Below are 17,541 nucleotides of genomic sequence, written 5' to 3'. Positions count from 1 at the left end.
TTGTCATTATTACTCGTTTTCCCTTCTTATCTCATTGATTGTTTCGGCGAATGACTTCCCCTTACCAAATAAAGCCGATGTTCCAAGAATAAAATTATCTACCCCTTGAGCGTGTAATTTAGTTATCTTTGTTCTTGAAACGGCACCATCAATTCCTAAGACATAACCATATTTCTTCTTTGCACTAATAAAACGGTCTAACTTTGGCAAAACAAAGTCTTGAAAAGGCTGACCAGCAAATCCTGGATGAACTGTCATTACTAACACGTAATCAATCTTAGGTAGCAGCTCTTCAACCATTGCAAAAGAAGTACCAGTATTAACAGCAATGCCAGCCTTTTTGCCTAAAGCATGAATATCATCAATTGTTCGCGTTGGCTGCACTTCAGCATCTGGACAAAAGTAAATTAGGTCAGCACCCAATTCGCTAAAAAATTCAACGTAATTACGTGGATTTTCAATCATTAGATGAGCATCAAGTGGCTTATTGGTCAATTTACGAATAGTCCGGTAATCTTCTGGACCTAAAGCAAAATTTGGTACATATTGTCCATCCATAACATCCATGTGATACATATCAACATCGGCTTCATCTAGTTGCTTCACTTGGCTTGCTAAATTACTAAAGTCTGCACACATCATTGAGGGACTCAACATTAAAGACATCATTTTCCTCCTTTTTGAGTAATCGATTACTCACAACTTTCACTGACATTATTGCACTTTAATTTTTATTCGTAAACGTTTTAATAAAATTAATAAGTAATCGTTTAACCACAGGGTAGAATTGAGCAACACTTTTAATGCTATAATATCTAGCATAAAGGAGTTAACGATGAAGCAATATTCAATCAAGGACATTGCCAAACTTAGTAATGTCTCAACTGCAACAGTTTCACGAGTTATTAATAATAATGGACGTTTTTCCGAAGAAACCAAAAATAAGGTTTTAGAAGTTATCAAACAGACTGGTTATAAGATTGACGATAGTGCGCGCAGTCTACGTACAAATGTTACTTATACAATTGGCATTTTAGTGCCAGATATTAAAAACTCATTTTTTGCTGACCTTGTGCAAAAAATTGAAGAACTGCTTTTTTCTAAAAATTATTCCACAATAATCTGCAATACAGACAAAAATGAGAAAAAAGAACAAGCATATTTGCATATGCTTGAAAATAAAAAGGTGGATGGAATTATCGTTATTTCCGGGTCATATCAGCATGGTTTCAAATTCCAGAGTTCCTTAAAAGAGATCCCCTATATTTGTATCGACCGAGAACCAGAAAATTTCCACAATACGGTCTTTATTTCTTCTAATCACTATCAAGGCGGATTAGATGCTACCAATTATCTCTTCAATCGGGGTAGTCAATTTCCAGCAATTGTTGTTAAAAAAGTTAACACTTCAACCAAATCGAGAATTGCGGGCTTTAAAGAAGCACTTAAAAGTCATCAGGTAAAGTTTTTAAAATCACATCAAGAACTTAAGCTCACAAATAAAAGTGCACTTAAAACCTTTTTAACAAGAAATCCACAAGTCGATGGCTTTTTTGCAGTAGATGATAATATTGCCATTAGTCTGATTCAGTACCTACAGGAGCTTAATTATCAGATTCCCAAGCAAATACAAATTATTGGTTTTGATGATATTCCCGCAGCCAATGTGCTTACTCCTAAATTAACAACCATTCAGCAAAACACTAAAAAGATTGCGCAGACTGCTGTCAACAGCATGATGAATGCAATTAATAAGCAAAATGAAAAGGGCAGCCAATTTCTTATTCCAACAAAACTTATTAACAGAGAAACCACAAGATAATACAAAACTAGGCCAAACACGGTTAAATGTTTGACCTAGTTTTTTTAGCTGGATAATCCTGACTTTTCCGATTCTATTAATACTTAAGTTTACTTCTTTATTAGATCAAGATACTTAGCGTGAAATTTCTTCGCATTTACAGTTACAGCCTGATAATCATCCTTTTTGCCTGGTGCGACCATACTACCACCCACACCAACAACAAATGCACCTTTGTTAAACCAATCTGTCATGTTCTCTAATGAAACTCCACCTGTAGGCATAACGTTAACATTTGGAAACGGTCCGTGAATTTCATTAATTACCGACTTGCCCGCTACTGAGCCAGGAAAAACTTTGACTACATCAGCACCATAAGTTAGTGCTGACTGCACTTCGGTTGGCGTAAGACAGCCCGGCATATAAGGTACTTCATATAAATTACACAATTTAGCAGTCTCCTCATTAAATGATGGACTCACGATAAATTGTGCTCCTGCAACAATTGCTAGTCTCGCTGTGGCAGGATCCAAAACAGTTCCTGCTCCAATAATTACATCTGTATCTGTTTGATACTTTGATCTTAATTTTTTGATTGTTACGTCAGCATTCGGAGAAGTAAATGCCAATTCAATTGCTGTAATATTTCCTTTGATACATGCCTTGGCAGTTTCATATGAATTTTCTTCACTATATCCTCTAATAACGGCAACTACACCTGCTTGATGAACTTTATTGATTATTTCGTATTTTAATAACATTATCTTTTCCTCTAATTACTCAATATTACTATGTTTGCTTTTCGCTTCTTCGTCAGAAATCTCATCACGCATACTTAGCTTTAAGCACAAAATATCCATAACAATCTGTGCGCTTTGATCAAATAGCGTACTTAATAATTGAATGGAGTTGATTCCATCACCATTTTTGGTAGTTCCAGGTACTTGCAACAGTCCATCTGCTAGTTTGGCTAAAGAAGATTTGACATTGCTGGTAATTGCAATCATTTTTACTCCCTTATCGTGAGCCATTTTTGCTAAATCAAGAACAGTTCTCGTTTCTCCTGATCCGGACACAACAACTAAAAGATCATTTTTTTGGATTGAAGGAGTAATAGTTTCGCCAACCACATAAACTTGGTAGCCAATATGCATTAACCGCATAGCAAAGCCCTTCGCCGCGAAACCTGAACGGCCTGAGCCTAAAACAAATATTCTTTTGTTTTTTGTGATTAGCTTTGTGGTTTGATCAATTTGTCTTACATCGACTTTGTGCAAGACTGCATCTATTTCATTTAAAACTTGATCAATTAAGTGCGCTGTTTCTTCTACCATAATTTACCCAGCTTTCTTGATGCTTTATTTATCAAAGAAGATTAAAAGATGACATTTATGCTTGATTAGCAAATTCGTCTTCCGAAACACCCTGCTTGGCGTAAAATTGTTGCAATTCTTCCTGATTAGGATAGCCATCATTGTCTCCTAAAGTTTGTACCTGTAAACAACCAACGGCGTTCCCACGCATAGCAGCAGCTTTTAAATTTTTCTTTTCAAGTAATGCTGTAATTAGTCCCAAAGCGAAGCCATCTCCGGCTCCAACAGTATCAACTACCTTCTCGGCTTTAAAGCTTGGAATAGTATACTTTTGCCCTTGGTCTGTTTTAACAAAGACACCTTGATCACCTAATTTAATGATTACGGCATGCGTTCGTTCACCGTTTAAATAAAAATCAGCAATTTCATTAGGATTATCCGTTCCAACCAATGCTTTTCCTTCATTTATGCCTGGTAAAACAATATCAGCCATTCCCGCTATATCATTAATCGTTTTGATCATGTAATCTTTGCTTTTCCATAAAGACGGGCGAAGGTTGGGATCAAATGTGATTAACTTTTGGGCAGCAATTAGTTTTTGATAAAATGAGCGAAAAGTTTTTTCAGCAATTGGTGAAATAGCAGGAAAAATCCCCGTTGTATGAGCTATTTTGACATCACTCAAATCAATCTTTTCTAGCTGCCTTGCCTCAAGATGACTAGCTGCAGAATCACGGCGATAATTAACTACGACAGGATCTCCCTGTGTTACTAACTGCTTCATTTGATGACCAGTGTAATAAACATCATCATAGCTAACATAACTTGTCCCCACATCATGAGCGGCAAGTGCTTTTTGAATAAACTTTCCCATTGGATCCTGTCCAACTCGAGTTACATACTCAACCGAATGTCCTAATTTCCTTACACCAATAGCAACATTTAATTCAGCTCCGCCCATAACTTTATGAAATTCTAACGCATCAGTTAATGAAACATCGGGTTCTTCAGAACAGAAATTTACAAGTGGTTCACCAATTGTAATTACCTCAGACATGCTGTTTCCTCTTTTCATTTTTAATTAAAACGAGAGTTTCATTCAATAACTATGCCAATCTTTGCTTGGATATTAATCTGGCACAAATTGGCTAACATTAGGCATACAAAAAGTTCTTCACTTTACTAAGTTATTATTTGAAACTACACTTTTTTACGTTTGAGGTAACCGGTTACCCTATCAATATAAATCTTTAATTATTTATTTGCAAGCGTTTTTTTGCTTATTATTTGATAATTTTATGGTATATATGGAAATTTATTTTATATTGTTCTAAATGATATACTATTACTTAAAGAAATCTAAACGAGAAGAAAATAACTATGAAGAAAGCAACAATTCGTAATGTGGCCGAGTTAGCTAATGTTTCAGTTGCCTCTGTATCAAGGTATTTGAATAACAAAGCCGCTGGCCGATTATCAAAAGAAAAAGCTCAGGCTATTGAACAGGCAATAAAAACGTTAAACTATATTCCAGATTTAGCCGCTAGACAAATGGCTACTAACCAAAGCAAAACTATTGCCGTTGTCGTTTCTAATATCGATGACTATTTTTCGACAGAATTATTTAAAGGAGCCTCAAATATCCTACATCTTAAGGATTATGATGCTTTTTTACTAGACACTAACGCCGATCAAAACCAAGAAAAAGAATTAATTAAGACTGTGAGCAGCAGCTTTTTTGATGGTCTACTTTTTCAACCTTTAGGAAGTGATGCTAAAAAAATTGCATCCGAATTTATTCATGATATTCCTACCGTAATTCTAGACCGTAGACTTGATACTACTAAATGGCCTCAAGTAATTTCCAATAATGAAGCTGTTTCTAAAACTGCTACTCAATATTTTTTAGACAAGGGCTGCAATGACATTTTGATTTTGTCTTCCGAAGTCAAGATTGCCTCTACGCGGCAAGATCGCTATCAGGGTATCTGCTCTGTTGCTGATGAAAAGCAAATTCATTTAATTCAAATTGATGAAGAAAGTTATAACCACACAATTATCAAGAAAAAAATCGAAGCTTTTTTACAAAAACAGCAAAAATTACAAAAAAAGACATTGATTTTTTCCTTTAAAGAAAGGTGGCTATTGGAATTCATCCCTTTGTTAATCGCTGACGGCTATTTCCCTAATAATTCCGTTTATGTTACTGGTTTTTCCGATACCAAACTTGCTCATTTACTTCTTCCAACATCGAAATTAATTTCGCAGAATCCTTATTTAATGGGAGCAAGTGCAGCAGAAATTTTACTTAAGCTTTTAAATAAAAAAGATAACAAGACTAGCTTTGATCCACTAGTTATTCCTGCAAAATTTTGATCTATTTTTCAATAAATACAAAAATGCTTCTTAAAACAACTTGAAGTGATATGAAAACCTATGTCATATCCTAGCTGTTTTGAAGCATTTTTTGATGTTCTTGTGGAGCAAAAGTTTTAAATTTTTTTACCTTTTTCCATATCTTCAAAGACTAGCCGATATTTTTCAAAGACTATTGAACACTCAAAAACTGTAATAGCACCAATAACTAGCCAAGACCACTTGAAAATAATACTCAAAAGCATTCCTAATGCAATTACACAAATTGCATAAAACAATATCTTAGAAGAACTTTTTACTTGTAACAGTACCTTTATCCTAGAATACCTTGACACAATTATCTGACATAAAATAAAGTATATAACCAACGCAATTAAATAAACCATTTGTATTCACCAACTATAATTTATTTAATTCAGCTTTTTCTTTTTCAAGCTGCTGTTTTTCAAAGACCTTAAAAAATGGGTAATATATTATTAAATAAATTATGAAGTTAATTACTGATAAAATTAACGCGTTCCAGCTCCAATTCGTACTAATTAATGCTGCTATCGGTCCAGGAATTGTAAAAGGTAGTCTTACCATCATCATTGGAACCATATGCGTAATGGTCGCAAAGTACGAGACTGTTGCTGTCACTAATGGTCCTATTATAAATGGAATACCTAGTATTGGGTTCAATACTATTGGTGCACCAAAAATTATTGGTTCATTAATATTAAACAGACCAGGTAAAATTGACAGCTTTCCTAAGTCCTTTAAATATTTCGACTTTGAAAACATAAATAAAACAACCAATGCTAATGTGCCGCCTGCTCCTCCAATCCATACAAACCACTGCAAAAATTGTTCTGTAAATATCGTTGGTAATTTCATAGCCGATACACCTGCGTGAAATTGGTTCATATTATTTGCAATCGACATTTCCCAAAAGGGTCTAACGATAGGATCCATAATTGCCGCACCATGAATACCTAGTGTCCAAAAGCCACATATTAGAAAGATTGTCGTTAGCCCTCCAGCTAAGCTATTACCGACCAAAAAGCCTTTTAAGGGCATCAGTAAGTTAGAAATAAAAGTAGCAATATTGAAGTTAAAGATATCCCTAACAACCCAAAATAAAATTAAAATGATTGCTGCTGGAAAAAGGGCTACAAATGAGTTAGAAACTTCAGGAGGAACACCTTCTGGCATTTTTATTGTAATTTTTCTTTTTTGCAAGAAATGATAGATTTCTACTGAAATTAATGCTGTAGCAATTGCCGCAAATAGGGACGATGCACTCAAATTGGCAATGTTCATATACCGGCCTGCAGATATTACACCTTTAATATCATTATTAATTTTTACTGGTTGAACCGTAGAAACCAAAAATGCAAGTACACCTAAAATACCACTAGACAACGTATCCATTTTATAGCTGTCAGCTAATGCAGAAGCTATACCAAAAGCAGCATATAATGATAGTATTCCAACGGTAAAACGAAAAGGGATATCTAAAATAGCTTGATATGGAGCTAAAAATTTAGCAACAGCTGGTATGGGCATATTACTAAGAATAGTAAAAAAAGAGCCCACAATCGTTAAAGGCAAGGTAGCAATAATACCTTTTCTAATTGCCGTCATGTGCCTTTGTTGTCCAAACTTATTTGCTATTGGTAAAATATTTGTTTCCAAAAAATTTACAAAATTATTCATTTTATTCTACCTCATGCTTCTTCAATTCAATTATTGATACTAACAAACTTAAATTTTGACCACGGCTTAATAAAGTCAAGTAATCGTAGTTCATCTGTCACAATATGTCCCACAAGATTTTTACGTTTATCACGATGTGGAATCAAAACTATTTGTAATTCATTTTTATATTTACCAAACATATCATTTCCAATTACAACATCCCCACGATGAAATTCATTATCATTGTCATGGCATGAGTTAGCTAAAGCACGGTATTTTTTCCTAACTTCCGTTGATCTAATTACTTGCTTTGTAATGTCTCCTCGGCGAACATGTTGATTAGACAGCACGATTTCTTGTTCTACTCTGTTAATATTTGGCGACAAGGCAATTGAAAATTCGACTTGATAAGGATCAATTAGACTAAGCCGCCATAACTCATCAGCACTCGCATATGCATTGCCTATAATCACATCGTCAATTAAATTTGTCGCAAACATTTTCTTGGCCTGAACTTCAATTGGTAAATTTCGATCTTCCTCTAATGTTGGTAACCCATCATTTACACTCCAAGGGCCTGCTTTTCCAGCTTGAGAAGTAATAAACGCAGCTGTATGTAGGTTATAATTTTTAAATCGTTTACTACATTTCATAAAGAAATCAAAAGATAATCCTGTACCTTTTTGAGGATAAAAATTATGGCATCCATAAATAAATGGTTTATTGGCCTGATAAGATAGAATGTTATCGACATATGCCACATCATTACTCATATTTAATTCAATAATTAATTTCTGTGAATTAAAACTAAGAAGTGCCTCCTTTTTCCCATCAAAGCCTTCATCAAGGCGTAGTCCATCGACTCCCAAATTGGCAAAAAAATTCAGGTTATCATATGTTATACCCAAAGATTTAAAAACTAGAGGCGACACATCTATAATCACCTCATAATTAAGCTGCTTGGCCAACTTTATCAAAGATTGGTATTTTTGTAGAACGATTTCCTGATCATTAACTTTGAGCATGCTCATAAATACTCGAGAAAAACCGAATTCACTAGCTTTTTTTAAGTAGCACTGATCTTTAGCAATGTCACTATCATCTGGATAAATTGATATCCCTAACTTTCGCCTCATTTTCTTACCTAGCCTTTAGTCTAACTTGACTTTAATAATTTCGAAGAGCTTGGCAACCGCTTCTGGTTTAGTTAAACCCGTATTTTGATCAATAATAGATGAATATACGTGCGGCAAAACTCTGTGGACCCCTGCTTTCAGAGCAATATCTAAAATAGCTTCAAAATTCTCTAGATCAATACCCCCAGTTGGTTCCAAACTAAAATTATTATCTGCGCATGCTTTGGCAATATACTCGTATTCTTCTTTATGAGCTAAACCATGCATTGGGAAAAACTTAAATGAACTTCCACCCATATCTTTCAAAAGTGCTATTGCTGTAGTAACTGGAACCTCTGTAGTCTTTTCCTTAGAACTAAGTGGACCAGTAGCAATATTAACGTAGCCAACTTTTCCTGTCGGAGAAACCAGACCATTGATAACTGTTTTGTTTTGATTTAATAATGCCCTTGAATAACCAACCCCCGTGAAAACCTGATTAACATGTTGTGGTTGAATAACCTTAGAAACTTCGCTAACCATTTTACTTTGATTAGGGTCTCCTGCACCCAGACCAACTGAAATAGCATTATTAACTGCTTTTTGATATTTTTTTAAATCAGTAATACAAGATTCATTACTTTGATAATTTTTCGTCAAAACACCACAAACTACATGCCCTTTGGCAGCTTGATAAATATCTTTTGCATTGGTAACGGAGCCAGCCAAAACATTAAGCGCTACTCTGTCTTGATAATAATTAGGTTCATATTCCATTTATTTCATGACCTCCCGTAAACTTGTTACGATTTGTTTCATATCACTTGCATCAAGTGCTCTAATATCAAATTCAATAATTCCTTCATTTGCGCGGTATTCTCTAGTGTAAATAGCAGGATCCTTTGCCTTCAATTCCTTTACTACTTCCTTTGCGCTCTTTCGACTGTTCTTTTCAACTTTGACATCTGCACGATATATTTCTCTTCCTGCCTGGTCCTGCTGTTCTTTTACTGATAATCCTGGAATTTGTGCTAAATCTTTAATAAAAGGAACTAATCGTTTGTGCATGTGCTTACCATCTTCTGGACCAGATTTTAAATAGTCTTCTATAGCTCCCACTAATCCCAAAATATTTTCTTTACCAATTTTCATAGCTCGTCCAATGCCATTCTTTTGCATTCTGATCCAAGTAATATATTGCGATTTGCCGAAAACTAATCCTGAAGCAGGTCCCGCTATTGCCTTGGCCCCACTAAAAATAATAATATCTACTCCTAAAGCGAGATACTTTTCTAAATTTTCTTCAGCTGCTGCATCTAAAATTAAAGGTAAATTATGTTGATGTGCAACCTTAAGTGCTTCTTCAACTGTCAGCATACTTTTTTGTACTGCATGATGACTTTTAACATAGAAAATACCCGCAGTTTCATCATCAATCATCATTTCAATATGTTCGGGAGAGCACATATTGGCATAACCTGCCTCAACTACTTCTCCACCACCTAAAGAGATCATTTCTTCTTCTGGCGTACCATAATCAACATTTTGACCTTTAGGAATAATAAATTTTCTATTCTTAAATTTTGGCGAGAAAGGATGATACACATGATAAATGCTTCCTTGACCTATTAATGCCGCAACAGATTGTACGATTCCAGCCGAAGCCGAATTAACAATAATAGCATCTTCAGCACCAATCAATTTAGCAATATATTGACCACTTTTTTTATCTAAATCTGCCATTTCAAAAAAATTATTATCGCCAAATTCTTGAGCGGCCAACCCTTTACTAGTAATTTTTGAAACACCTAAGATGGTCATTTTTCCACTTGCATTGATAACATGTTTAAGATTTAATTTTTGATAATAATCCATTTTAGCCTCCGATCTGATAAGCTTTGCCCATTACAACGGTCATTTGTGGACAAATTTTCTGATTGTATTTTCTCTTATTTTGATTTGAATCAATAAGTGTAATTTCAGTATTCTTGTTTAAACTAAAAATGGTCAAATCAGCATCATAGCCAGGCTGTAGATATCCTTTATTGACAAGATTGAAACTTGCTGCTGGCTTTTCTGTAACCTTACTAATAACTTCTTTAAGTGAGTAGCCATACATTAAAAATTTATCTAAAGTGGTTGCCATATTAAAGACAGGTCCATTTATTCTGTTGCGACAATATATATCAGTACTGATGGTTTGTGGAATCAATCCGGCAGCATTTGCTATATCAAAGGTATGGAAATTGAAACTATCTGTTCCATGACCAACATCAAAAGTAATGCCTCTACGATAAGCTTCCCACACAAACTGCTGGATATTACCTGCCTGATCCAAAATTCCATTTGGCTTGCCATTATAACCATGCGTCAAAATATCATGTTCATCCATTAAAGCTAAAACACTTTTTAGCTCAGGCGGATTAGCACCAACATGGACCATGATAGGAAAGTTTCCTCCCAATTCTTTTTGAAATAATTTTCCTAATTTTAACGGCTTTACATCATTATTAATTACAACAGAATGACTTTCTCTAGCTTTGATACCTACAATAAAATTGCTGTATTGCTCAATTGCCTTCATTAGGGGAGCTTTTTGAATAGTTTTAAGATCTTCCAATTCATTTTGAGCTAAAATACCTGTTTCACCAACATTTATCATTGAATAGACATTGGTAACTTTCTTTCTGGTTATTTGATAAAAATCACCAATGTTTTCTGCCCCTGTTGAGCCTGCATCGATAACGGTCGTTACACCTGACTTGTAACCAACTTCATCTGGATCATCATAATAAAGCTTCAGTTTCTCATAACAATGCGTATGATCATCAATCCAACCGGGAGAGATATACTTACCTTTTAAATCTATTGTCTTATGTGCTCGCACTCCATCTAAATGATGCCCAACAGCCATAATCTTAGTCCCAGAAACGGCTACTTCAGCTGGTGAATCATCAGCAACATTTTTTCCATTTTTTAAATATAATTCAATCATTACTTCTCCTATACTTTAACTGGGAAAAATAAGCCAGTAATCATTGCACCAATTATAGCGCCACCCGTAATTGGCTTTTTCCATGCGTAAAAAAGTACTGCTCCGATAATTGCTCCTAATCCGATTGGAATTGAAGCCTGTGTAGCTGAAATGATAATTAAAGGTCCTAAAAAGCGGCCAGTTTCATTTCCCGCACCCATCATAATGTCAGCACCAAAAGTTGAATTTGCTTGTTTCAACGTAAAATGTCTAATCGCATAAATAACCAAGCCAATTAAAATTCCAATAATTGCTCCAGTTAATAAGGCCAATGGGAAATTTTCAATTGGCTTCTTAATGCCCATGCTCAATAAAATAGCAGGAATCCCTAAACCGACACCAGTTAGAATTGAACCTCCCAAATCAAGAATTCCATCTAACGAACCTTCGAGTACTCGTGCAAAAAGAAAGCTTGCTCCAAAAGCAGCACAGGCACCATATGAGCCTCCTGTCATACCAGCCTTTAGCATAGCTACAAATGCTACCTCATTAAATGCACCGGTTCCATAATTAAAATACATTGAGGTTCCAGCAAAAACTCCAGCCGACATAAATCCAACTATTAAAGGAAAGCTCCAGTCTGCATACCAAAAGCTTTTAGTTTTTTCGAGCTGTAACTTTTTTTCGCTTGAAGATTTTTCATTCATTACTTTTTCACCTCTCTAACCAAGTTATTTAGCCTCCAAAAATTGCATGAAATTGCTTTAACCATAGTGGAGCTTTTAAATTTAACTGTTTTAGTAAAGTAAGATCGATTCCACGGAAAAAGGCACTCATAACAAATAGTAAAATCGTAGCAATAAGAATGATACGAGTTATCTTATTCCAGCCACTTTCGTCAACACCTTTACCAACTAAGATTCCTAAAACAACTCCTGGTACTGCATTACCCATAATTAGTTGAGCAAGACCACCAAAAATAGTTCCAAAAGTACCCGATCGTTTTCCACCATCTATAGCAGCAAGCCAGAAAATTACTGGCATTACCGTATTAATCAATAAGGTAGCGGCTGGTACTAGAACTTTAACTGCAGTAATTTGCAGTGATTGTGGCAAGGCTGAACTTGTTAAATTCAAAAAGGTTACAACAATTGCTCCGACAAATGCTCCGGCTATCCCCATTTTTTTGGCATCATGCATTTCACTTTCATCATGATTTTTCAACATCAAAATTGCTGCTGCCCAATTTGGAATTACTCGGTGCGTAACATCTTGCGTAAACGAACCAGCTGCGACAGTTGAGGCCCATGCATTAAAAAAGAAACCTAAACCAAACGAAAAGTGTGAAGCTGGATCACCCTCACTAGCATTCATTTCACCTAATGTCCTGAAGGCACCTAAAGCCTGGACTGTTGGTGCATTAAACATCCTTGCTGCACCAATACCTGCCGCCAAGCCCACTAATCCACCAATAATTATCGACTCACTTAAAATAATGAGAATATGCATTTTTATACTCCTTCCTATATCCTAAGAAGCTGGTGTTGAACATCTGGATTAACTTTCTGACATTCTGCCTTTGCTATATTTGCCATCTTGATACGGACAGTTGCTTTAAGTCGTACTTCATATGTTTTTCTTATCCTTGGAAAAAAGAAAAATAAAAAATATTCTTTTTTACTTATTTCTTTTAATTCCTCAATCTCAAATGTATCCGGCTCAACTTTGAAGACTAAATTAGGTTCTTCACTAACTACCTTTTTGGCTATCTTATTAAGAGCATTTACAAATGCTTGTTTTTTGTCAGAAGCTTTTCCTGTAACCAAAACTTGCTTGGTTTTTTCATTAATTATGTTTTCCATTGTGTCACCTAAAATTTACCTGGATATTTTTGGTAAATTGCCTTAACGATTTCCTCACCTAATTCTTCTTTATCCATAAAGCCAAATCCAAGTACTTTTTTCCCATCATTTATTGCTGTGATTCCTTGAGTTATTGATCGCATCCCATGTCTTTCCGGATAGCCGAATTTGTTATTTGCAATCAATGCTCCGGCTCCTCCACTTCCACAAAATGAAATGCCAAAATCTGCCTGTTTTTCATTCATAACATCGCCCAGTTTCATATCAGCTCCTATTCCAGGAATTAAAATGGCTTTCCCACCTGCATTTTCAATTCCTTTAGCAACATTTGCTCCTTTGCCCATACGATCGGCTACAACTATTGTTAACATTTAAACTCCTCCTTATTTTGACTGCATATTTTCAAAATGAATTGATAAAACGTACTTTTCAGAGGCTGAAAGTGGACCTATATTTTCTTTGATATAATCAATTATTTTTTGAGATATTTTTAGTGATTGTTGCGTTATATTAGAAAAAATTTCTTGATCAATTGGTTCAAGTTGTTCGTTCTTTTCAGCACGATTTACCATTTCCATTAAATGATTACCAAGAATTTTTATTTCTAAATCACTAGGCTGAAGATTATTTTCATTAATTAAATAAATGACATATCTCATTAGTTTTTCTAGGCTACTTTTATAACTGCTAGCCTCAATAAAATTTTCAAATCCTTTATAAAGCGTTACCTGCATTTAATTCATCTCATCTATTTCAACAACGTGTAGCGCAATATTGCTACTACTTCACTAATATTAATTTCTAAATTTAAGCCATGATATATTTCTTTTATTTTAGTAATATCTTCTTTTGCAAATTTTTTAATTTGGTGTTCGGACGGTCTATTATCATATTGCTCATTAAAGTAAATCCTTTCTGTTGCTAACTGAACGTGAATCATAAAGGCTTTTTGGTATTTTTGATTAATACGAAAAGAAAAATAATTACTGATTTCAATAAAAGCTTCTAGACAAATAGAAAGTACTTTGTCCGTAAGACTTATACTTTTTTCTTTTTTCAAAACGTTTTTGATTTGAACACCATGAGTATATGTAGGCTCTTTGACGACCTGACCAAGCTTTTTCTCAATTAGAGATAAATCTCTTTCATTTGGAATAGGATTAACCTGAACTATCATCGTTCCCTTTACCTTTTCCAACGGAAAAATACTAATAACTAGGTCTGGATTAAGCTCTCGAATTTTCAACTGATAATTTACGACAGAAGCAAAGCCTGCACTAACAACGTAGGGGATCCTTTTTTCTATTATTTTTTCTAATAATCGTGTTGCTCCTAAGCCAGAAGAACATACATATAGAACCTTAACAGGCTTTACCTTTGCCATATCAATAATTGAAATTAAAAAATGCAGGGAAACCAATGTAATAAAAGTGTCTTCGATAATAATTGGACTTTTTGAGATATATTTTTCTAAAGCCTCTTTAACAATTTCAAAAAGGCTATTAAAACGATTTTTTACTTCTTCAGTAAAAGGTGTATACTCACTTGCATGTTGATAATTTGTGTTTAGCTCTCTAAACAAGTGCTGCGACAGCGAATCACGTAATTGTAAATCATCAGTCAATGGCAAATTTGTCTTTTCAGAAACAAATGAAATTACTTTTTCAACAATTTCATTGATTTCCATTCGTTTTTCTGAAAGATTAACACCAAAAATAAAATACTTTTCTTCACTTTTAATAGGCTTAAGACCAAATATTTTGCTAACTAAATGATAAATTTGACTATAACTTTCTTGCTTTGAATTTAACTTTCTATCATACAATTTGGTATTTAAATAGCGATGTCTTTGGTTTTCCACAAGAATAATAGTTAGCCGATTTATCATTGATTTGACTATACTCAAGTCAGAACTAGAATTAAGAGACTTAGTAAATGGCAACTGATCTACAAGAATTAGTGCAACATAGTTTAACAACTTGCCTATTTTAACTGGCAAATAACTGTTATTGGGTGATTTAGTCATAATCTTAGTTATCATTTCCAATAAATTTTTGGTATTGTATGAGAACCTATTGATATGCTTTTGCAAAATATATTCCATTAAAGAACGTAAATCGATTTCAGTTCCATCCAAACAATAGCCATAATAATTTTTGCCAATTAAATCTAAATTGAACTTTTTGGCTTCTTTCTTCGCATTGGCCAAATCAGCTAAAAATGTATTTGCCGAAACATCTAACATTTTTGCTAGTTTTTTGCCAGTTAAATATTCATCGGTAAAAGCTAGCTCCGTTAAAAGCTTCCATTTTCTCTGATTTGGACTTAAATAATGTGTTACTATATCACCTTCACTTTCACATAATTGCAGAGAATCAACTGCTTTTTTTCTGTTATCATCACTAGTACAGCTTATCCATATACCTTTACCTGGTTTTGTATTGTACTGACAGCCTGGCTGTCCATTTAACCATTCCGCTATTTTTTTTAGATCATTTCTTAAGGTTCTAACCGACACTTTATATTTTTTAGCTAAGTCTTTAACTTGATAAATATGTGGATTATTTAATAAATTAGCTGCAATATTAGCCTGCCTAGAAATTAGAACCATCTTGCTTACTCCTTTCTTTATGTAAATTATATGTAAGCGTAGTCACTAAAAGAATTCCAATTTTGTTCAACACATCTAGTGTAAAAAATTGCAGAGAGAAAATGCTCAGAAGATTAAATTCTTCTGAGCATTTTTACTTTTTGTTATTTAAATTTGACTGCAATTTAGCCAAAATGCATTTATAGATCATGCTTTAGCTTATCTTGGTACAACATTTGATATATTTTAAACATCCAATTCAAATACTATAGTTTTTGATTATCAAATTAATGCAATACTCACTGAGAATCTTTTTAATAATTTGTTTATCATGGTGACGAACATTCGCACTAACATAAAATTGATTAAAAACCTCACTTTCCTTAACTTTCTGTGGAGAAATCAATAGTAATCGTTTCATGATTCTATTTCTTCTTTCAACAGGTGAAAGATTGACAGCCGAGCTTTGTTCTAATTTTTGATATTTTTTTGGCTGAACGTAATACTGATAATTAAGCTTAAAGCCACGACCTCTTTGAGACTTAATTAAAGTGGTAGCCATATCTTCATTAATATCATCGACTAGACGATAAACTGTTTTTTCAGATACATAGAGTACCTGAGCAATTTCTTTAGCTGTCAAATATCCATTGCTATTTAAAAGAAGACTAAATAATTCATGCGTCCTCTCTGAATTTCTCATATTCACCCCCTAACTTCCGACTTTTTAAAGATTCAATTATCATTTTAGTGACTTTGCTCTTTTAAAAATTTTGACTTATGTCCACAATAATGGACAACTTTAATAGCGCTTACAAAAGCAATTATAAAAAGGATATTGTGGAAGTAAAAGTGCCTTAGTTAAAAAGTGTATGCAAAAAACAGGCATTTCAAATCTATTGAAATGCCTGTTCTTATTGCTAATAAAAGCGCTAATTTATGAAAAAGTGATTTTCTTTTTGTATGTTTGACCAACAGAATCCATGAAAATCACATAGATTGTACCTGAGATTGTTTCACCACTTATTGAACGGTAAAATTTGATTTTTGGTGTCATTTCACCTGGATTTACTTTAACAAAATCCCAATCGATCCCTGGCTTAACATGGCTCTGCTTAATATCTTCAAAACTATAACTATCATTTTCTTCATCAACGTGTTGGGCATAGCACCAGCCAACATACTTAATATTGCCAATATGTCTGCTCGTATTTGTACACCAAATGTAAAAACTCGCTTCATTGACAATCGGTTCGCCGGAACCTTTTAGTCCAATCATCTGTTCTTGGCCCAATTCGAGAATATTCTTGGTTTTACTCATTTCTGAAATTTCGAATTTACTATGAGGGTTAACTACATCGTAATACGTTATTGCTATAGCTAGTAAAGCAATTATTACCGAAAGTTCGCCAATACTCATTCTAATTCCCAAAAATGTTTGTTGAATTTGGGTAAACCACAACGTGAAAACAAAAATAGTCAAAACAGCTAAACAATAAAATGCACTGCTATCATTTTGGGATTGTATAAGGGTATATTTAGCTAACACCTTATCCCATAGTTTTACTACACCATCAGAAATAAGATTAACTAGTTTGTATACAAAAAAGCTCAAAATTAATGAAAGTACGAGGACTACGAGATACAAAATTCCATAGCCCGTATCTTGCAGAACATGCGATGATGCTAAGCGATAGATTTCCACAACAATAAAATTGCATATTGAATACGATATCAGCCATGATATTAGTACGTATTCAATTTTTAACAATGTGTCTAATAACTTTTTCATTCCCCACTCCCACTTAAATCAAAATACTTCTACAATTA

General features: G+C 34.1%; 19 protein-coding genes. 2 read left to right on the top strand and 17 right to left on the bottom strand.

Translation table 11 applies throughout. From position 1 onward, the window contains the following. Positions 1–9: 9 nt before the first annotated feature. The gene (locus tag J3U69_RS04395; RefSeq protein ID WP_323848317.1) at positions 10–666 is read right to left on the bottom strand and encodes a ribulose-phosphate 3-epimerase; all 657 of its coding nucleotides are present in this window, start codon (positions 664–666) and stop codon (positions 10–12) included. A 169-nt stretch (positions 667–835) separates the two neighbouring features. Between J3U69_RS04395 and J3U69_RS04390 the strand changes: the two genes are divergently transcribed. After that, positions 836–1,822 (top strand): LacI family DNA-binding transcriptional regulator, encoded by a 987-nt coding sequence (locus J3U69_RS04390; protein ID WP_267413166.1) that lies wholly within the window; start codon positions 836–838, stop codon positions 1,820–1,822. 89 nt (positions 1,823–1,911) lie between these two features. Here the strand turns inward: J3U69_RS04390 and J3U69_RS04385 are convergent, their stop codons facing one another. Genes J3U69_RS04385 through J3U69_RS04375 form a run of 3 tightly spaced genes read right to left on the bottom strand, consistent with a single transcriptional unit; the run spans position 1,912 to position 4,171 of the window. Beyond that, positions 1,912–2,562, bottom strand: coding sequence for a bifunctional 2-keto-4-hydroxyglutarate aldolase/2-keto-3-deoxy-6-phosphogluconate aldolase (locus J3U69_RS04385; protein WP_267413165.1), 651 nt, complete (start codon positions 2,560–2,562; stop codon positions 1,912–1,914). A gap of 15 nt (positions 2,563–2,577) precedes the next feature. Then, the gene (hxlB, locus tag J3U69_RS04380; protein ID WP_267413161.1) at positions 2,578–3,135 is read right to left on the bottom strand and encodes a 6-phospho-3-hexuloisomerase; all 558 of its coding nucleotides are present in this window, start codon (positions 3,133–3,135) and stop codon (positions 2,578–2,580) included. Positions 3,136–3,190: 55 nt separating this feature from the next. Continuing rightward, positions 3,191–4,171 carry a sugar kinase gene (locus tag J3U69_RS04375; protein ID WP_267413160.1) on the bottom strand — a complete coding sequence of 327 codons (981 nt, stop codon included), beginning with the start codon at positions 4,169–4,171 and terminating at the stop codon, positions 3,191–3,193. Positions 4,172–4,494: 323 nt separating this feature from the next. Between J3U69_RS04375 and J3U69_RS04370 the strand changes: the two genes are divergently transcribed. After that, positions 4,495–5,490, top strand: coding sequence for a LacI family DNA-binding transcriptional regulator (locus J3U69_RS04370; protein ID WP_267413159.1), 996 nt, complete (start codon positions 4,495–4,497; stop codon positions 5,488–5,490). Positions 5,491–5,889: 399 nt separating this feature from the next. Here the strand turns inward: J3U69_RS04370 and J3U69_RS04365 are convergent, their stop codons facing one another. From J3U69_RS04365 to J3U69_RS04305, 13 genes are all read right to left on the bottom strand, one after another. After that, the gene (locus J3U69_RS04365) at positions 5,890–7,188 is read right to left on the bottom strand and encodes a PTS sugar transporter subunit IIC (RefSeq protein WP_220232716.1); all 1,299 of its coding nucleotides are present in this window, start codon (positions 7,186–7,188) and stop codon (positions 5,890–5,892) included. A gap of 26 nt (positions 7,189–7,214) precedes the next feature. Beyond that, positions 7,215–8,306: a DUF871 domain-containing protein gene (locus J3U69_RS04360; RefSeq protein ID WP_220232715.1), complete on the bottom strand. Its 1,092-nt coding sequence runs from the start codon at positions 8,304–8,306 to the stop codon at positions 7,215–7,217. 15 nt (positions 8,307–8,321) lie between these two features. Next, positions 8,322–9,062, bottom strand: coding sequence for a 2-dehydro-3-deoxy-phosphogluconate aldolase (gene dagF / locus J3U69_RS04355; protein ID WP_267413157.1), 741 nt, complete (start codon positions 9,060–9,062; stop codon positions 8,322–8,324). Next, on the bottom strand, positions 9,063–10,160 hold the full coding sequence (locus J3U69_RS04350) for a DgaE family pyridoxal phosphate-dependent ammonia lyase (protein ID WP_220232713.1): 1,098 nt from the start codon (positions 10,158–10,160) through the stop codon (positions 9,063–9,065). Position 10,161: 1 nt separating this feature from the next. Then, complete coding sequence (locus J3U69_RS04345; RefSeq protein WP_267413156.1) at positions 10,162–11,280, bottom strand: amidohydrolase/deacetylase family metallohydrolase; 1,119 nt, start codon at positions 11,278–11,280, stop codon at positions 10,162–10,164. An 8-nt stretch (positions 11,281–11,288) separates the two neighbouring features. After that, positions 11,289–11,966, bottom strand: a complete 678-nt coding sequence (locus J3U69_RS04340) for a DUF4310 family protein (RefSeq protein ID WP_267413155.1) — start codon at positions 11,964–11,966, stop codon at positions 11,289–11,291. A 28-nt stretch (positions 11,967–11,994) separates the two neighbouring features. Then, entirely contained in the window at positions 11,995–12,768 is a 774-nt protein-coding gene (locus tag J3U69_RS04335; protein WP_267413154.1) for a DUF4311 domain-containing protein, read from the bottom strand. Between the two features lie 14 nt (positions 12,769–12,782). Continuing rightward, positions 12,783–13,121: a DUF4312 family protein gene (locus J3U69_RS04330; protein ID WP_267413153.1), complete on the bottom strand. Its 339-nt coding sequence runs from the start codon at positions 13,119–13,121 to the stop codon at positions 12,783–12,785. Between the two features lie 8 nt (positions 13,122–13,129). Then, complete coding sequence (locus tag J3U69_RS04325; RefSeq protein WP_220232708.1) at positions 13,130–13,492, bottom strand: glycine-rich SFCGS family protein; 363 nt, start codon at positions 13,490–13,492, stop codon at positions 13,130–13,132. 12 nt (positions 13,493–13,504) lie between these two features. After that, complete coding sequence (locus J3U69_RS04320) at positions 13,505–13,855, bottom strand: PRD domain-containing protein (protein ID WP_220232707.1); 351 nt, start codon at positions 13,853–13,855, stop codon at positions 13,505–13,507. A 14-nt stretch (positions 13,856–13,869) separates the two neighbouring features. Further along, positions 13,870–15,732 (bottom strand): BglG family transcription antiterminator, encoded by a 1,863-nt coding sequence (locus tag J3U69_RS04315; RefSeq protein WP_267413152.1) that lies wholly within the window; start codon positions 15,730–15,732, stop codon positions 13,870–13,872. Between the two features lie 238 nt (positions 15,733–15,970). Continuing rightward, positions 15,971–16,414 carry an HTH domain-containing protein gene (locus J3U69_RS04310; protein ID WP_267413151.1) on the bottom strand — a complete coding sequence of 148 codons (444 nt, stop codon included), beginning with the start codon at positions 16,412–16,414 and terminating at the stop codon, positions 15,971–15,973. A gap of 234 nt (positions 16,415–16,648) precedes the next feature. Beyond that, positions 16,649–17,503: a hypothetical protein gene (locus tag J3U69_RS04305; RefSeq protein WP_267413150.1), complete on the bottom strand. Its 855-nt coding sequence runs from the start codon at positions 17,501–17,503 to the stop codon at positions 16,649–16,651. Positions 17,504–17,541 lie beyond the last annotated feature (38 nt).

The organism is Lactobacillus sp. B4026, assembly GCF_026535825.1.
GTDB classification, from domain to species: domain Bacteria; phylum Bacillota; class Bacilli; order Lactobacillales; family Lactobacillaceae; genus Lactobacillus; species Lactobacillus panisapium.
Note: the sequence above shows the minus strand (reverse complement) of the source record. Positions and strands in the feature narration are given on the sequence as shown.

What these genes read in the sequence shown, in the direction of transcription:
- J3U69_RS04375 (WP_267413160.1), bottom strand. Translation starts at nt 4,171, where the DNA reads ATGTCTGAGGTAATTACAATTGGTGAACCACTTGTAAATTTCTGTTCT.
- J3U69_RS04385 (WP_267413165.1), bottom strand. Translation starts at nt 2,562, where the DNA reads ATGTTATTAAAATACGAAATAATCAATAAAGTTCATCAAGCAGGTGTA.
- J3U69_RS04335 (WP_267413154.1), bottom strand. Translation starts at nt 12,768, where the DNA reads ATGCATATTCTCATTATTTTAAGTGAGTCGATAATTATTGGTGGATTA.
- J3U69_RS04360 (WP_220232715.1), bottom strand. Translation starts at nt 8,306, where the DNA reads ATGAGGCGAAAGTTAGGGATATCAATTTATCCAGATGATAGTGACATT.
- J3U69_RS04345 (WP_267413156.1), bottom strand. Translation starts at nt 11,280, where the DNA reads ATGATTGAATTATATTTAAAAAATGGAAAAAATGTTGCTGATGATTCA.
- J3U69_RS04315 (WP_267413152.1), bottom strand. Translation starts at nt 15,732, where the DNA reads ATGGTTCTAATTTCTAGGCAGGCTAATATTGCAGCTAATTTATTAAAT.
- J3U69_RS04395 (WP_323848317.1), bottom strand. Translation starts at nt 666, where the DNA reads ATGTCTTTAATGTTGAGTCCCTCAATGATGTGTGCAGACTTTAGTAAT.
- J3U69_RS04330 (WP_267413153.1), bottom strand. Translation starts at nt 13,121, where the DNA reads ATGGAAAACATAATTAATGAAAAAACCAAGCAAGTTTTGGTTACAGGA.
- J3U69_RS04370 (WP_267413159.1), top strand. Translation starts at nt 4,495, where the DNA reads ATGAAGAAAGCAACAATTCGTAATGTGGCCGAGTTAGCTAATGTTTCA.
- J3U69_RS04320 (WP_220232707.1), bottom strand. Translation starts at nt 13,855, where the DNA reads ATGCAGGTAACGCTTTATAAAGGATTTGAAAATTTTATTGAGGCTAGC.
- J3U69_RS04350 (WP_220232713.1), bottom strand. Translation starts at nt 10,160, where the DNA reads ATGGATTATTATCAAAAATTAAATCTTAAACATGTTATCAATGCAAGT.
- J3U69_RS04340 (WP_267413155.1), bottom strand. Translation starts at nt 11,966, where the DNA reads ATGAATGAAAAATCTTCAAGCGAAAAAAAGTTACAGCTCGAAAAAACT.
- J3U69_RS04390 (WP_267413166.1), top strand. Translation starts at nt 836, where the DNA reads ATGAAGCAATATTCAATCAAGGACATTGCCAAACTTAGTAATGTCTCA.
- J3U69_RS04305 (WP_267413150.1), bottom strand. Translation starts at nt 17,503, where the DNA reads ATGAAAAAGTTATTAGACACATTGTTAAAAATTGAATACGTACTAATA.
- hxlB (WP_267413161.1), bottom strand. Translation starts at nt 3,135, where the DNA reads ATGGTAGAAGAAACAGCGCACTTAATTGATCAAGTTTTAAATGAAATA.
- J3U69_RS04310 (WP_267413151.1), bottom strand. Translation starts at nt 16,414, where the DNA reads ATGAGAAATTCAGAGAGGACGCATGAATTATTTAGTCTTCTTTTAAAT.
- dagF (WP_267413157.1), bottom strand. Translation starts at nt 9,062, where the DNA reads ATGGAATATGAACCTAATTATTATCAAGACAGAGTAGCGCTTAATGTT.
- J3U69_RS04365 (WP_220232716.1), bottom strand. Translation starts at nt 7,188, where the DNA reads ATGAATAATTTTGTAAATTTTTTGGAAACAAATATTTTACCAATAGCA.
- J3U69_RS04325 (WP_220232708.1), bottom strand. Translation starts at nt 13,492, where the DNA reads ATGTTAACAATAGTTGTAGCCGATCGTATGGGCAAAGGAGCAAATGTT.